The organism is uncultured Nitrospira sp. (assembly GCA_902500695.1).
GTDB lineage: Bacteria > Nitrospirota > Nitrospiria > Nitrospirales > UBA8639 > Nitrospira_E.
This window is the reverse complement of record CABVRQ010000049.1, coordinates 1-15,646: the sequence shown is the minus strand read 5'-3', so window position 1 is coordinate 15,646 and position 15,646 is coordinate 1. Positions and strand designations below refer to the sequence as shown.

The following is a 15,646-nucleotide window of genomic DNA, read 5'->3' as shown; positions in this document are numbered from 1 at the left end:
CAGAGAGAGATTCCGCAGGTGCGGAGCCTTTACCCGTGACCCTGCAGCAGGGTGTCGGCAAACCCGAAGACATTTCACTTGCGGACATGGTGGGGCAACCGCCTACCCCGTGGGTGGATCGTAGACTTGGCGTAGCAGATGACCGGCGATGTACACTGCTAATGATGATGTATATCATCGCCTTTATCCTGATCCGAGGCTCCGAAGCGGTGACCGCCGGCAGTGGCAGATCCCAGATCCCGTCATGATGAGGGTGAGATCGACCAAAATTGAACAGCTTTTTTGATATTCAGAGATAATTGGAGGACAACATACCGCACAGAGAAGAGTCCCCCCATTGAAGTCTCTTCGTCTCGCCGCCGTCTCGCCGCTCTTCGCCACGAGGACGTTCGCTGCCGAGCCGCCAGCCGCTCCAATGAAGCCCCGCGCCCTGCCCTTCCCGTCCAGGGAATTTTCGGGGGACTTCGACGCCATGGTTGAGCGCCGTGCGATCCGCGTGCTGGTACCCTACAGCCGCACGCTCTATTTTAACGACAAGGGCCGCGTGCGTGGCATCACCGCCGACTTCGTCAGCGACTTCGAGCGCGCTATCAACCAGAAGTACCGGAAGCAACTCGGCAAACGGCCGATCACCGAGGTTATCATCCCGACCATGCGGGACAAGCTCCTGCAGAATGTCGTCGACGGGCTCGGGGACATTGCGACCGGCGCCCTGACGGCCACCGCCGAGCGCAGGAAAATCGTCGACTTTTTCGTGCCACCAGATCAGATGTCTGTCTCCGAGGTCGTCCTGACCGGGACTAAGTCGCCGCCAATCGACAGCGCGAACGACCTCGCCGGCAAGACCGTGCATGTGCGCAAGTCGTCAAGCTTCTACGAGAGCCTCGTGGCCCTTAACGACCGCCTCAAAAAGGAAGGCAAGCCGGCCGTCACCCTCGTGCTCGTGCCCGATGCGCTCGAGGACGAGGACATGATGGAGATGCTCGACGCCGGCGTGCTGCAGACGATCGTCGTCAACGACTTGTTGGCCAAGATGTGGGCGCCGGTGCTGCCGAAGATCAAGATCAACGAGGGCGCCGTGGTGCGTTCTGGCGACCAATGGGGATGGGTAATCCGCAAAGACAGCCCTGGGCTGCGCAAGATCCTCGGCGAGACCTACCTCAACGCCGTCAAGAAGGTGAATCCGACCGCCGCCCGGTTGGCGCAATATAACAAGCGCATCAAGCCGCTCAAGGACCCGACGGGCTCGGAGGAGTATCATCGATTCGAGAGCACGCTCGCCCTATTCAGACAGTACGGCGAGCAGTACGGCTTCGATCCCCTGATGCTCGCTGCGCAGGGCTACCAGGAGTCGGGCTTAACCAGGAGGCCAAGAGCGGAGTGGGGACCATCGGGATCATGCAGCTCATGCCCGCCACGGGTACAAAGCTGAAGGTGGGCGATATCACGCTCGCCGAGCCCAACATCCACGACGGCACGAAGTACATGTACCGGCTCATGACCAGGTTCTTCACCGACGCCAAGTTCAGCGAGTGGGACCGCTCACCCTTCGCCTTCGCGTCCTACAAGGGAGTATTGAATAATACGGTTTCCCATAGGCAAATACGCCCATGATCATCTGGAATGCCAGTGTCTTCGGGCCGGTTCAAAAAAGTCCGTCCAGCAAGGCCACAGCCATTTTTGCGCGCGACGCGTACACGGAGTACGTGAGCACGAGAAAATGGCGACCTGCCTGCGCGAAGCCGCTCCGGCGAAGGCAGGGAACGCGGCTGGTGGCTTTTTTCAACAGGCCCTACAACGCCGGGCCGGGCAGGATCGCGCGCATGCGCAAGGAAGCTGAGAAGCGCGGCCTCGATCCGGACATCCGGACATATGGATGAACCACGTGGAACTCGTCACCGCCCAGAAGATCGGCATTGAGACGTCGACGTACGTGCGCAACATCGTCAAGTACGACGTCGCCCACAAGCTGATGCTCGACATCCAGGACGCGCAGAAAAAGGCGCGCGAGGAGGTGAAGCAGGGTGGCTGAGCCCCTGCCGATATCAGGAAAAATCCTAGATTTGCCGTAAAAATGGATAACCAGGGCTCCTGGCAGCCCGCTCGAAAACTCATTCAGTTCCCGTTACCAAAGAAGAAGAAGGAGCATGACATGTCGCGATCTGCCGAACACATTCGATTACGTGAAGATGGTGCCAAATGGAAGCACTGGGGTCCGTACCTGAGTGAACGCCAATGGGGGACGGTCCGCGAGGACTACAGTAGCAACGGCGACGCGTGGGAATATTTCACCCACGACCAGTCCCGGTCACGGGCCTATCGCTGGGGGGAGGATGGAATCGGCGGGATTTCCGATTCCCACCAGGTCTTGTGTTTTGCGCTGGCTCTCTGGAACGGCAAGGACCCGATTCTCAAGGAACGGCTCTTCGGCCTGACCAACAGCCAGGGCAACCACGGGGAGGACGTCAAAGAATACTATTTCTATCTCGACAGCACGCCGACCCATTCGTACATGAAGTATCTGTACAAGTACCCGCACGCGGCCTATCCCTATGCCGATCTCGTCGACACCAATCGGGGGCGCAACAAGGAGGAGATGGAGTACGAATTGCTGGATACGGGCGTCTTCAACGACGACCGTTACTGCGACGTGTTCGTGGAATACGCGAAGGACTCCCCCGACGACATCTGCATCCAGATCAGCGTCTGCAACCGGGGAAAGGAGGCCGTCTCTCTCCATCTGTTGCCGACCCTGTGGTTCCGCAACACGTGGTCCTGGCCAGGCGGCGGAGCGAAGCCTGAACTCCGGTCGCTCAAGGGAGCGAAACACCGCGTGATCCACGCGCACCATACCGACCCGCTGTTCAATGAGTCCCTGACCGACTCCTACCTCTACTGCGACGGCGCTGTGCCTCTGCTGTTCACCGAGAACGAAACCAACCAGGCCCGGATCTTCGGCACGGAAAACCGGAGCCCCTATGTGAAGGATGGCATCAATAATTACATCATCCATGGACAGAAGGATGCGGTGAATCCGGATGCCGTCGGCACGAAAGCCTCCCCGCATTATCAACTCACCGTCGGTCCTGGCGCGACAGAGGTGATCCGGCTCCGTCTAAGCGGGTCGGCGCCAAGCCAGCTGCGCGAGCCGTTCGGCACATTCGATGCAGTGGTGAAGGCACGACAGAAGGAAGCAGACGAGTTCTATGGTGCCATCACCCCGCCTGCCATCAAGGCCGATCCCGACCGTGCCAGCGTCATGCGCCAGGCACTCGCGGGGATGCTCTGGAGCAAACAGTACTACTACTTCGACGCCGACCAGTGGCTGGATGAGCATCACGCCCATCCCTTGAATCGGAATCACCAACAAGCAAGCCGGAATCGCGAGTGGTTCCACATGATCAACGACGACATCATCTCCATGCCCGACAAGTGGGAATACCCCTGGTATGCCGCCTGGGATCTCGCGTTCCATACCGTGGCGCTCTCGGCTGTGGACCCGGACTTCGCGAAGGACCAGCTCAGCCTGATGCTCAGCCAGCACTATCTCCATCCCAATGGTCAGATCCCGGCCTATGAATGGAATTTCAGCGATGTGAATCCGCCGGTGCATGCCTGGGCCACATTATTTAACCACCGTCTGAGCAGCGCCCTCGGTGCTGAGGGGGATGTCGCATTTCTCAAGTCGGCATTTGCGAGGCTGTCCTTAAACTTCACCTGGTGGGTCAACCGGAAGGACCGGCTCGGCAAGAATGTGTTCGAGGGAGGTTTTCTCGGACTGGACAACATCGGCATCTTCGACCGGAGCGCCCCCTTGCCGACGGGAGGCCATCTGGAACAGGCGGACGGCACGGCCTGGATGGCGCTGTTCAGCCAGAACATGACGGACCTCGCCATCGAATTAGCCGCGCACGATCCTGACTACGATGAGATGGCCGCGAAGTACGCCGAACACTTCATCTGGATCGCGGCGGCCATGAACAAGCCTGGCGGCGATGGCATGTGGGATGAGGAGGACGGGTTCTATTACGACGTACTTCGCCTACCGGATGGCACGGCCACACGGCTCAAGGTCCGCTCCATGGTCGGGTTGCTGCCGCTTTGCGCCACGACCATCATCGAGCCCTGGCAACGCGACCTGATCCCCAAAACAACGGCATCGTACATGGCACGCATGAAGAAAATGCCGGAGTTGCTCTCAGCCATTCACACCACTGGACCGGAGCATCGCGGGGTGGGCGATCGAGGCATCATGGCCCTGGTCAATCAGGAACGCCTCAGACGGATTCTCACCAAGCTGCTCGATGAGAATGAGTTCCTGAGCTCCTACGGCATCAGGTCGCTCTCTAAATTCCACAAGGAACACCCGTATATTTTCCAAGCAGGTGGTCAGGAATACCGGGTGGATTACCTGCCGGGGGAGTCGAACAGCGGCATGTTCGGCGGAAACTCCAACTGGCGGGGACCAATCTGGGTGCCCGTCAACGTCCTGATCATTCGTTCACTGATGATGTTCTACGCCTATTATGGGGACAACTTCAAAATCGAGTGTCCCACCGGGTCCGGGCACATGATGAACCTCTTCGAGGTCGCCAAAGAGATCGCGGACCGGCTCGCACGGATCTTCCTTCGCGACAGCAGCGGGCACCGGCCTGTGAACGGCGGCACTCAAAAGTTCCAAGAGGATCCCCACTGGCGGGACCATCTCCTCTTTTACGAGTATTTCCACGGCGACAATGGAGCGGGCCTTGGCGCCAGCCATCAGACCGGCTGGACAGGTATGGTGGCCAAGCTGATCCTGACCTTCGGCATGCTGGATCCCAAGCAGGTGTTGGAAGGCGGCATCAAGGAATTTATTAAGATGCAGGCCGGTCTGGCGGGAGGCGCGGCGGCGCCTGTCGGTCAACAACAACCCATTCGCGGCAAGGGGAAAAAAGCATGACCACACCGATCTCTCCTTCGCTCTATCAAATCAACACGCGCGTCTGGTTGACGGAACTGTCCACCTCTCTCAAGCGGCCGGCGACACTCGACGACATTCCGGACGCCGAGCTGGACCGTCTGGCAAAGATGGGATTCGACTGGATCTGGTTCCTCAGCGTCTGGCAGATCGGGCCGGCGGGACAACGGGTGTCGCGTAGCCATCACGAATGGCGAAGGGAGTTCGAAGAAACGCTGCCGGATCTGCGTGAGGACGATATTGCCGGTTCCGGATTTGCGATCACCGGCTATACCGTGCATCGCGATCTGGGAGGCGATGCCGCGCTGGCCCGACTCCGCCAACGGCTCCGCAAGCGGGGCCTGAAGCTGTTGCTCGACTTCGTTCCCAATCATACCGGTCTGGATCACCCCTGGGTGGAAGCGCATCCCGAGTATTACATCGCCGGAAGCGAAGTCGATCTGGCGCGCGCGCCGCAGAATTATACCTGGGCCAGGCGCAAAGGCGGCGACCTGCTGCTCGCCTACGGACGCGATCCGTACTTCTCCGGCTGGCCGGACACGCTGCAGCTCAACTATGGCAATCCCGCCACGCAGGAAGCGATGATCGGAGAACTGATCAAAATCGCCGGGCAATGTGACGGCGTGCGCTGCGACATGGCCATGCTGGTCCTCCCCGATGTCTTCGAACAGACCTGGGGGCTCCAGGCCGAGCTCTTCTGGCCCAAGGCGACTCAGCGAGTGCGGGAAAAATCTCCAGGCTTCTGCTTCATGGCCGAGGTCTACTGGGACCGGGAATGGACGCTGCAGCAGCAGGGATTCGACTATACCTATGACAAACGGCTGTATGATCGCCTGCGCGAGGGCCACGCAAGACCGGTGCGCGACCATTTGCGCGCCGACCTCGGCTACCAGAACAAAATGGCACGGTTCCTGGAAAACCACGACGAGCCACGGGCCGCGGCCACGTTTTCTCCGGAAGTGCACCAGGCCGCAGCCGTCCTGACATTCCTCTCGCCTGGCCTGCGATTCTTTCATCAGGGACAGTTCGAAGGCCGAAAAAAGCGGATCTCGCCGCATCTGGTCCGCGCGCCGAATGAGCCAACCGACAACGTGCTCCACCAGTTCTACGAGCGCCTCCTGGCAGTGCTCAGGCTACCGGCCGTTCGAGACGGCGAGTGGCAATTGCTCGACTGCGCGCCGGCGTGGGATGGCAACGGGACCTGGGATGGATTCATGGCCTGGTCCTGGCAGGCGGGGGACGGTCAGCGGCAACTGATCGTCGTCAACTTTGCCGGAAACCAGAGCCAGTGTTATGTTCATCTTCCGTTTCCGAATCTGGCCGGCCGCACCGTACGGCTCAAGGACCAGATGGGGGACGCTTCCTACGATCACGAGGGAAACGATCTCCTCTCACGAGGCCTCTATCTCGACCTGCCGGGCTGGGGTTATCACGTCTTCGAGGTGAGCTTCGGAACTTGATCGTGGAGGCATGGGGGGTGGTAAAGTAGCGGCTCTAACGGAGACGGAATTGAGCCAATCATTCTGGAGCAAAAGACAGCACCTGACTACCATAGAGGCAACCATGGTATTTCCAACGAGGCTGCAGGTCCTTTGCTTCCTTTTCAGCGCGTTCATCCTTGCGGGCTGTGGAGAATTAGCCATACCGGATACGGAAAGTCTGTTACTCCCTAGCTTTCGACGGTCTGAAATCATCGGCTTTGTGGCGGGGTTAGGAACGACCTTTGCCGCCCTGCCCGACTTAATCGGGATGCTCAGGCGGAGGTCAAGCAAGGGCATGAATCCGAGGATGGCTGCCATTATGGGCGCGTTCCAAATCCTCTGGGTGTACTACGGGTTGTTAATCGTTTCAAGACCGGTGATTCTTTGGAATATCATCGCGGTGGTGACGAATTTTATCAGTGTGGGCGCTTATTTCTATTACGCCCGCCGCGAGTGCTGACAGACACGAACCGCTGTGTCTTTTAAATGTCCATGACGGTCTAGCAGGTTGAGGAAACGCTCATTTGCACTCGAGACTGGCGGGAAAAGCGAGACTCGCGAGAAGGGTTCATCTGGTTAGTTTTGTTCAATCAAACAAACCGAACAGACCAAAAGAACAAGGCAGGTTGGCTGATTTTTTCAACATCCCGCGAGAGGCAAAGCAGCAATCCTGGATGGGCTCCTGCGGCCGGATCAAGATGATGCGAGCACACTTCGACAGCACTCGCCGCTCCGAATGGTTGCATCAGTTGGTCACAGTCGCAGCCCTGTTGTGCCTGCAAGGCTGCGTGAGCTTCGGGGCGCTGACGCTCGATCGTGACCGGATGGACTTCACACAGGCTGTGGCCAACTCCTGGAAGCAACAGAGCCTCCTCAATATCGTCAAGCTCCGCTACGGAGACACGCCGATTTTTGTGGATATAGGCCAGATCGTGACCGGCTACGAGTTGGTCAGCACCGTCCAGGCCGGCTCGACCATATTTCCCTGGGGGCACCCCAGCAACTTCTTCAACTTCGGCGCGCAGGGCCAGTACACGGATCGGCCCACTATCACCTACGTACCCCTGACGGGGTCTCAGTTCATCCGTACCTTGATGACTCCCATTCCGCCGATCCGGCTCTTCGAATTGGTCGAGTCCGGGTATCCAATTGATTTTCTACTCAACATCTCTGTGCAGAGTATGAATGCACTGTCAAACGCCAGGGGTGGAGCACGACCGCGGCCGGCGGATCCTGAATTCGTTAAAGTGCTCAAGTCCCTACGGCAGATTCAGGACTCCGGTGCTGTGGGCCTACGCGCCGAGCATGATCAAGATGATAAGAAAGGCGGAGGCCTCGCATTGACGTTCCCTCTCAAACCCATTCCACCGGAAATTCAGTCCCAGCGGGATGCCCTCAAACGCATGCTCGGGTTGAATCCGGCTGCGACGGATTTTCGGATAGTCTATGGCGCGATGCAGGAAAATGATAACGTCCTGGCGATCCAAACCCGCTCGGGAATGCAGATCCTTCGCGAATTGTCCTCGTTCGTCCAGGTTCCGGAGGAACACCAGAGAGAGCATGGCGTGTTTCCACAGGCCATGGTTCCGCCAGAGGGTCAGGAGCCCATGCCCCCGCTGATTCAGATCCTGAGCGGTACGTCTAAGCCGGCCGAGGCCTTCGCCATGATTCCTTACAACGACTTGTGGTTTTGGATCGACAACCGTGATCTTCATTCGAAGGTCACGCTGACGTTCCTCCTCATCCTCATGACCCTGGCCGAGACAGGAGAAAAAGCTCCGTCACCGCTCCTCACGATCCAGGCCAATTGAGCCATGAACAGGAGCCAAATCAAATTGAGGGGCTTCCTATGGGGTGTGAAGCAGTCGTTGAAATAAGGAAGAGGTTCCGTTCATGAATTCCCCGACCCGCATACAGGACATCACGCGCACCGTATTCGCGGTGTTGTTCATCGGCGGGCTCCCCGCCGGTTCGCTCTGAATTCTCCGGCCGTTCCTTCATGCGGTGATCTGGACGACGATGATCGTCATCAACAGACTCACCGGTAACGAGCAACTCGTGCTCGAACCCTTCCCGCGACCGTCTCCGATTGGTATGGATAAGCTCGCAGTGGGGATATTCTCGCTACAGATACTTCATGTACGGGTGCGTCGGCGTGTTGTCGAGGTAGAAATAGTACTCCCTGACATCCCCGTGGTTCGCCTCGTTGTTGGTCAGCCCGAATTTGGGCTCTTTGAGGATCGGATCCAAAGTTTATCCCAATAAATCAAGGCTCAAGCCAAAGGTAATGGTCGAGTCCGTGGTTTTCCGATCGTCGACAGGCTTGGAGTTATACCGCACATTGTATTCCAAACGTATGGATAGATCTTTGTAGACTTTGATACTGATCCCCTGATAGGCATTCAATCGCACAGCATTGTCATGGGTAAAGTCTCGCGTGCCGGTGTGATTATGCCAAATCTTCAAGTCGCCTCCCAGAAATTCCAATTGCCATCGGGGTTGCCATGAAAAACCGGGGATGATCGAGCTCGCTTCAGAGGTATAATTTTGATAGACGACCGTCGGGCCGACAGCCAATGTGAGAAAGTTGGATCGGCGATCAAGGATATCGTAGCCGACCCCGATAATGGAGGTGCTGCGAAGAGTGAGATTTTGGAATTTGTCGTATTCCAAAAAATTAATAAACGGGATATAGGCGCGTTTGGACAAAAAGTAGTCCCAACGGGTATTGAGTGCGGCGTTTTGCGCGGTGATTTCCCCATCGGCTTTGCCCCGATTCGCGCGCCCATCTAGAATAAACCGGTGCCAGCCTTTGTCCACGGTCAATGTCCCGAAGGCATTGATGGTTTCGGTAGACGTATTCCCTGACGTCGCACTCCCACCAAGTCCAATATTGCCGCGGTAGGAGAGCTCAAATAGATGAATCGTTTTAATTTTATCCAGTTGAATCGGGCCACCCGGCTCAAGTCCCAATAAAATCAGGCGATCTCCATCCCGAATCCCCACATCATCCGGAATAATGGCCCCATCATGAAACGCTACCCAGAGGGGGCTGTCGGAAGTTAATCCCGCGACATCATCCCAGTCGATTTTGACAAGGTCGGCGTAATCCGTGTCGATAGTCAGAACCGTATCTTCCAGAGTGATAAGGTCCCCGCTCACGCGGTCGCCGTTCTTGAGGAAAACGACATCGGCCTCACTGATGGCCACAGTTCCCAATAATGTCAATGTGACCATGGCCAGACCCATGGCCATTCTGGCAAAAACATCTCGCACGTGGATTCGGTGAAGCCAGAGAACAACGAAGAAACGGAATGAGAGTGGCCAGGGTGCCATAGGTGTGGCAGGCAGTATAGTTTCCCCTTCCGGCGTGGTAAAGAACCTTGTTCCTAAGATATGGGGCAGTACGCAAGGTGAACGTCAGGAGTGGGGTGATCTATGGATGGCCGGAAGCAGAACCCGGGATCGGATCGCCATCTAAGATCAACGGGTTACCCGAATCTAAGGTGAGAAGGCCCCGGCCTGTTTTGTCATAAACTCAACTTTTTAGCACAGGTTTTGTTGTGGGGAGAATGTGCTCAAGCCGGGTTCGCGGGATTAAGGGAAGAACAGAAAATTACTGTGAGAAAAATTCCGAACCTAAACTTGGCGGCATCTCTTTACTGTTCAACTCAGCATCCACTGGTTCGACAATCCCATTCAGGGGATTCATCATGTTTTTCTGTTCCCTACATACTCGTCAGTATCGCCGGCACGCAAAAGACGATTCTGTAATTCCCTTTTCATCATAGACGCGACTTCCATTCCCCTTTGCAAAAAGACTCAAAAAAGTACGCCGGCTTTTCGTCGTTGTTGCACAATCATAGTCAAATACCTTCCTCCAGAAAATTGAAGGACGAGGGGAAGATGGGCAAAACCCGGTGTTTGAGAACGTCTGGTGAAGTTTACGAAGGAGACATTTTTTGAAAACGGGTACAACAATGATCGGTCCAATGCTCTGAACCTGAAGGCCGATACGACTAAAAATTGGCGAATGGCTCAAACGGCTCATCGATGGCCACCGCGCACTCAAGGAAGGCCTATGCTGGTTAGTGCCCCACACAGACCCTAATTATGCCCCGTTGTTTTCTTGTTTTCTCTTTCCAGAATCAGGCGATACGCAATAAAATATTTATAAATATTACTCACGTATTGAACCGTCTCGCGACCGATATGCTTCGCCGCCACTATCTCTACATTTTTAAACCACTGATTCGGATTCAAGCCCATTGACGGCGCCAAATTCCGGAGCTTCGAGATCCTGGCAGGGCCCGCATTATATGAAGCTATCGCAAAGAGCCATTGGTTCAACAGGCTCATATCGGGGTCCCTAAAATACCGGTCATGAAGAAAATGTAAATACTTGACACCGGCCTGAATGTTCGGCTCAAGCTGGTTGATATTGGGAATATTGACGTTTGGATCCCGAGCGGTACTGGGCAGGAGTTGCATGACACCGATGGCGCCCGCAGCACTTCGCTTCCGTTGGTCCAACATGGACTCCTGGTAGCCAAGGGCCATGGCAAGCACCCAATCAAATCCATATGGTCCGGCAGTTTTTTGAAATACGTGCATGAGACTCTGAAATTTCTTGCGTTCCTGTGTTCCCAAGGCATTGTCAACGTATTTGGTGTTTTTTAAATATCGGGTGAATAACATATTTCCGATTAAGGTACCTTCTTTATTTTTACTCACAAACCGGTTGATCACTCTTTTCAGCTTTGGACTGTTTTTGCGAAAGGCCCAAGCGCTCTCCCCGTCTGTATTGACGGCAATGTCCGGATGCAGGCGGATATGTTTGAAAATTTTCGCCCAAAATTCGGCCTTGGGGCTGTCCATGACGAGCATCGGTAATAAACCGGCATTCACCATTTCGAGAAGATCTTCGTCTTCAAGGTTCTCTTCTTCAGGAATAAGAGTGATCCCCGGTTTCCCGGCAATGTTGAATTCGCCATTCAAGCGAACAAGGTGTTCATAAAAACTACTGGACTTCCGCACATGAATGGTCTTACCGGCCAGATCATCGATGCTGGAGAGAGGGGGACTGCCAGGCCCCGTGACGATTATCTCGCGAACGTTGGTCAGAAGCGGGTCGGAAAAATCAACAAGTTTCTTTCGTTCGGGTGTAATTGTGAGAGCACCGGCGGCAATATCCCCTACCCCATTGAGCAAATTCGGGATGAGTTCGTCACGGTTCACGGGAATAAATATGAACTGAATCTGCACGATCTTTCGCTTCAAATCTTCGTTCATCTGCTTGGCGAATATTTTCATAAGATCGTATGTGAGGCCACGCTGTCTGCCGCCGTCCAAAAAGTAATAGGTTTTGCTAAAGGGAACAAGTACCCGAATTTGATTGCGGGTGACCATGCCATCCCAATCACCTGTCCACGTTTTCAGAGCCTGAGAGAACTTCGGGTTGAACCGATCATCCTCCGACTCCTGAAAAGCCCCTAATTCAGAGACAAGGATTAAAAACAAAACAGATGTCAACAGCGCAAAAAAAGTTCGCCCCCAGTGCTGTTGAAGCTTTGGAATCATCGTGGTCATATACTGGAAACCTATCATGTGCAATGTCCGAAGTGCCATTATGAGTATTTTTGATGAATAGAATACAATAATTGATTACAGTTAAGATCAGGACATACGACGGACAAGGGTTCTGGCTGGTTGTTAAAATTTTGACGATATATTCGAGTAATGTCTGCTGGATGGCGGCCATGTTGAGGACAAAAACGAAATCTCCCATCTGGGACTTCCGGGGTCACAGATTTTTTTCTTCCACCTTATGCCCAATATGTTCCACCGAAAACCTTTGTCCCATTTCCCCAATGGATCCCAGCTATCAACTGGCGGGGATGACAAAATAATTTGTTATACCCGGTATTCTTCATCGGACGTCTATCGGTTCTTTTTGGCGAACAGATCTCCACTACGAACCACCGGGATTGACGACGAGCTTATTTCGGGCTTAGACCACAGGCTCAATTTCCCCTGATCGTGGTCCCTAGCTGCTATTTTATTATTTCCATTCCCGATGGTATTGCAAAGGGTTTCTACACAAGGGGCAATTTCCCATATGGCCTTTCTACAATTTGCCCTGTTTCTTAAGCACCGGGAGAGAACAAACGGAAGAACAAAAATTTCCATTCTGCAGTTTTTCCAATCATTTAAACAAATTATCGAAACAAAGGAGACAATTCATGCCTATGGGTGAACGCTTTTTACTGGCCCTAGTTTTTGTAGCCATGACGGCTTGTACGACAACTCAACAGGCAAACACTGTCGGAAGATCGGGGTTTCTCGATGATTATTCAATACTTCAAAAAGGAGCGGGAGACCGTGAAGCCCTTTTGCGATACGTCAACCCAATTGCAGATTGGAAACACTATACCAAGGTCATGATTGACCCGGTTCAACTCTGGCTGGGAGAGGGATCTTCTCTTCGGGATATTCCGAGAGAAGAGCGCATTCGATTGACCTCGCTCCTCATGGGCAAAATACAGAATGCGTTATTGGCGGATTACCGTGTTGTTCGTGAGGCCGGCCCCAATGTGATGCGCCTGAGTGTGGCACTCACAGAAGCTGAAGCCTCAAATACGGTGTTAGATACCATTTCCAGTGTCCTTCCAACCGGATATGTTATTTCTGGCACAAAATCTCTCACAACCGGGACCGGAACATTTGTTGGCAGTGCCAGCATAGAAGCTAAAATTACCGATATAGAACTTGGGACTCTTTTGGCCGCCGCTGTCGATCGCCGGGGCGGTGCAAAATCTTTGTCAGGAGTCACGTCAGAATGGAATGACGTCGAAGAATCATTTGAATACTGGGCCGATACTCTGCGCTATCGCCTGTGCCAATGGCGCGGCGAACACAATTGTGTGCCACCCACCCAATAGGGGTCGACATTGGTCGGGGTATCGCCTCTTGTGAAAAAGGCAAGACTTTCTCCTGAATATGGGGAAATACCTACAAAAGACAACGATCATCCTTTCACCGACGATGGAATTCTCACCACCGCCCCCTGTGATCACATCCGCAAGCTGTGGCTCTCTATCACATGGACTCGAAGGTGCCACCCTTGTTGGCCTTCGATTGCCGTGAATAGACACATGGAAACAAGAGATCTTTCTCAAAGGCACATGCTACACTCCCGAATAAACCACATGATTCATGATTCCGCACAACCCTCCCATTGATCATTCCACACGATTCATCACATGCATGATTGTTAGTTGACCCAAAGGAGTCTGCGGTGGCCTCTCAACAAACCTGTCAAAGCTGGATCATGGTGGGTGTGATCCTGGGATTCCTCTGGAGTCAACCGACCCATGCGGAAGATATTAAAAAACTTGCTGAAGAAGCGCAGAACCCGGTATCCGATCTGGTGCGAGTGGGGTTTACGAACGCCACATTTTTCGGGGCCGGGGGCAATAACCATCTCTTTAATAACTTCCAATTAGAGACGAGCACCACACGACGGTTCGGGGACTGGGCACTCCTCAACCGGCTCACGATTCCCATCCCCTATTATCCGGCCACGGCCTTTGAAGATAAAACGGGAAGTCTTGCCGGTCTGGGGAATATTCAGTATACGGGGTTTTTTGCCCGTGACGAATCCAAGCGACGGTTCAAATTAATTGGGGGAGTGGGGCCCACGTTTGTGCTGAATACCGCCACGGATGATCGCCTGGGTTCGGGGAAATGGAGCGTCGGCCCTACACTCGCGATCGTGAACCTACCGGATCCCTGGGTGATAGGAGCCATTTTTAGTAATATCTGGTCGTTTGCCGGTGATGATCGGCGCCTCAAGGTTAACCTGTTTTCGGTCAGAGCCTTCCTCAACTACAATTTCTCCAATGGCTGGTATTTAACCTCGACCCCGTCGATCACTGCGAACTGGGAGGCGGAGGACAGGCGGAATCGCTGGACGGTACCCATTGGAGGCGGGGTCGGAAAAGCGATTTTCCGTGGAGAAAAACATCCGATCAACATCAACCTCCAGGGATTTTACTTTCTGGAAAAATCGGATCGGGCACCGGACTGGACGCTACAAATGCAGTTTCAAATCTTGTTTCCTGATAAACCCGCCTAACCCTCCTCTTCTTTTCTTTCCGTCCTCTTGCCTCATCCCGCTCTTTTAGAAATTTCTTGCAAGGGGGAATGTAGGCTTTTTTGTGCAAGCTTTGGGAATGGAAATTTCCATTGGTTTCTAATATAGTCGATCGCATGGCAAGGTGAATGATGCCCAGGGGTAAGAAAGGAAAGAATGAATGGCTGCATTGATGGCTGTCTATTCGGTTGTTGTTCGATCAGGCGTGCTGGGCTTTCTGCTCACCATGTTGACGTGTGTGCATGAGGTAACCGTGATGTTTGCTCAAGACAGTGCCGATAGTGTGATCGAAAAGGCAACGACACAAGCTGCGGAAAAAGCAGTCGAAAAGGTCACTGAAAAAACCATGGAGAAGGTCGCCGAAAAAGCTGCGGAAAAAGCGGTCGAGAAAGCCGCAGAAAAAAGCGTCGAGAAAGTCGTTGAGAAGGCGGCCCAAAAAGCTATGGAAAAGGCGGTTCAGAAGGCCACTGAAACAACACTGCAGAAAGCGGCCGCAAAAGCCGCCCAGGAAGAGACGGCCCAGGCAGAGCTCACAGCCAAACGCCCGGAGGAATTCAAAGGGCCGACCACCGTACATTTTATGGTGTTCGTCGTAGATATCGATGACATTGATGATGCGGCCCAAAACTTCACAGCCAATGTGTATCTGCGTCTTCGCTGGAAAGATGCGCGCTTAGCCAATCCCGAAGGGGCGATACGCCAAATACCCTTGTCGGAAGTGTGGAATCCCAGGCTGTTGCTTGCCAACCAACAAGGGGTTATTCCGCACTCATTGCCTGAAATTGTACAGGTTCAGCCTGATGGAACGGTCATGTATCATCAACGCTACACAGGGAAGTTATCGCAACGGTTGATGCTGGCTGATTTTCCCAGGGATAGTCATACCTTCATGATCCAGTTTGTGGCGGCCGGTTATCAGGCCGACGAATTGACGTTTGAGCCTGAATCCATCAGAAATATTCGTGGCGGATCCATGGCAGACACGCTGTCCTTGGCGGATTGGAAGATTCTGTTATTCGAAACAGTCGTGGCTCCCTACAGCCCTATTGA

Annotated in this window: 12 protein-coding genes; 10 read left to right on the top strand and 2 right to left on the bottom strand. The window is 54.2% G+C overall.

Annotation, left to right across the window (positions count from 1 at the left end; translation table 11 throughout):
- The first annotated feature begins 337 nt into the window (after positions 1-337).
- The 7 genes from AAH187_RS12715 to AAH187_RS12685 all read left to right on the top strand — a co-directional run bounded on the left by AAH187_RS12715 (position 338) and on the right by AAH187_RS12685 (position 8,252).
- Positions 338-1,432, top strand: coding sequence for a lytic transglycosylase F (locus tag AAH187_RS12715; protein WP_342348837.1), 1,095 nt, complete (start codon positions 338-340; stop codon positions 1,430-1,432).
- Positions 1,433-1,610: 178 nt separating this feature from the next.
- Positions 1,611-1,880, top strand: a complete 270-nt coding sequence (locus AAH187_RS12710) for a hypothetical protein (protein ID WP_342348836.1) — start codon at positions 1,611-1,613, stop codon at positions 1,878-1,880.
- A 5-nt stretch (positions 1,881-1,885) separates the two neighbouring features.
- Positions 1,886-2,032 (top strand): hypothetical protein, encoded by a 147-nt coding sequence (locus AAH187_RS12705; protein ID WP_342348835.1) that lies wholly within the window; start codon positions 1,886-1,888, stop codon positions 2,030-2,032.
- 120 nt (positions 2,033-2,152) lie between these two features.
- On the top strand, positions 2,153-4,942 hold the full coding sequence (locus AAH187_RS12700; protein WP_342348834.1) for a glucosidase: 2,790 nt from the start codon (positions 2,153-2,155) through the stop codon (positions 4,940-4,942).
- Positions 4,939-6,420 (top strand): alpha-amylase family glycosyl hydrolase, encoded by a 1,482-nt coding sequence (locus AAH187_RS12695; protein ID WP_342348833.1) that lies wholly within the window; start codon positions 4,939-4,941, stop codon positions 6,418-6,420. The genes AAH187_RS12700 and AAH187_RS12695 overlap by 4 nt, the downstream gene beginning before the upstream one ends.
- 103 nt (positions 6,421-6,523) lie before the next feature.
- The gene (locus tag AAH187_RS12690; protein ID WP_342348832.1) at positions 6,524-6,901 is read left to right on the top strand and encodes a SemiSWEET family transporter; all 378 of its coding nucleotides are present in this window, start codon (positions 6,524-6,526) and stop codon (positions 6,899-6,901) included.
- Between the two features lie 238 nt (positions 6,902-7,139).
- Entirely contained in the window at positions 7,140-8,252 is a 1,113-nt protein-coding gene (locus AAH187_RS12685) for a hypothetical protein (RefSeq protein WP_342348831.1), read from the top strand.
- 442 nt (positions 8,253-8,694) lie between these two features.
- On the opposite strand, the gene AAH187_RS12680 is transcribed toward AAH187_RS12685, so the two are convergent.
- A complete protein-coding gene (locus AAH187_RS12680; protein ID WP_342348830.1) occupies positions 8,695-9,678 on the bottom strand; it encodes a DUF481 domain-containing protein in 984 nt (327 codons plus the stop codon).
- Positions 9,679-10,548: 870 nt separating this feature from the next.
- Positions 10,549-12,030, bottom strand: a complete 1,482-nt coding sequence (locus tag AAH187_RS12675) for a lytic transglycosylase F (protein WP_342348829.1) — start codon at positions 12,028-12,030, stop codon at positions 10,549-10,551.
- A gap of 659 nt (positions 12,031-12,689) precedes the next feature.
- On the opposite strand from AAH187_RS12675, the gene AAH187_RS12670 reads away from it, so the two are divergent.
- The 3 genes from AAH187_RS12670 to AAH187_RS12660 all read left to right on the top strand — a co-directional run.
- Positions 12,690-13,382 carry a DUF3313 domain-containing protein gene (locus AAH187_RS12670; RefSeq protein WP_342348828.1) on the top strand — a complete coding sequence of 231 codons (693 nt, stop codon included), beginning with the start codon at positions 12,690-12,692 and terminating at the stop codon, positions 13,380-13,382.
- A 356-nt stretch (positions 13,383-13,738) separates the two neighbouring features.
- Positions 13,739-14,578 carry a hypothetical protein gene (locus AAH187_RS12665; protein WP_342348827.1) on the top strand — a complete coding sequence of 280 codons (840 nt, stop codon included), beginning with the start codon at positions 13,739-13,741 and terminating at the stop codon, positions 14,576-14,578.
- A gap of 178 nt (positions 14,579-14,756) precedes the next feature.
- Positions 14,757-15,646, top strand: an 890-nt coding sequence (locus AAH187_RS12660) for a hypothetical protein (protein ID WP_342348826.1), incomplete at its 3' end; no start/stop codon positions are given.

What these genes read in the sequence shown, in the direction of transcription:
- AAH187_RS12710 (WP_342348836.1), top strand. Translation starts at nt 1,611, where the DNA reads ATGATCATCTGGAATGCCAGTGTCTTCGGGCCGGTTCAAAAAAGTCCG.
- AAH187_RS12700 (WP_342348834.1), top strand. Translation starts at nt 2,153, where the DNA reads ATGTCGCGATCTGCCGAACACATTCGATTACGTGAAGATGGTGCCAAA.
- AAH187_RS12695 (WP_342348833.1), top strand. Translation starts at nt 4,939, where the DNA reads ATGACCACACCGATCTCTCCTTCGCTCTATCAAATCAACACGCGCGTC.
- AAH187_RS12690 (WP_342348832.1), top strand. Translation starts at nt 6,524, where the DNA reads ATGGTATTTCCAACGAGGCTGCAGGTCCTTTGCTTCCTTTTCAGCGCG.
- AAH187_RS12685 (WP_342348831.1), top strand. Translation starts at nt 7,140, where the DNA reads ATGATGCGAGCACACTTCGACAGCACTCGCCGCTCCGAATGGTTGCAT.
- AAH187_RS12680 (WP_342348830.1), bottom strand. Translation starts at nt 9,678, where the DNA reads ATGGTCACATTGACATTATTGGGAACTGTGGCCATCAGTGAGGCCGAT.
- AAH187_RS12675 (WP_342348829.1), bottom strand. Translation starts at nt 12,030, where the DNA reads ATGACCACGATGATTCCAAAGCTTCAACAGCACTGGGGGCGAACTTTT.
- AAH187_RS12670 (WP_342348828.1), top strand. Translation starts at nt 12,690, where the DNA reads ATGGGTGAACGCTTTTTACTGGCCCTAGTTTTTGTAGCCATGACGGCT.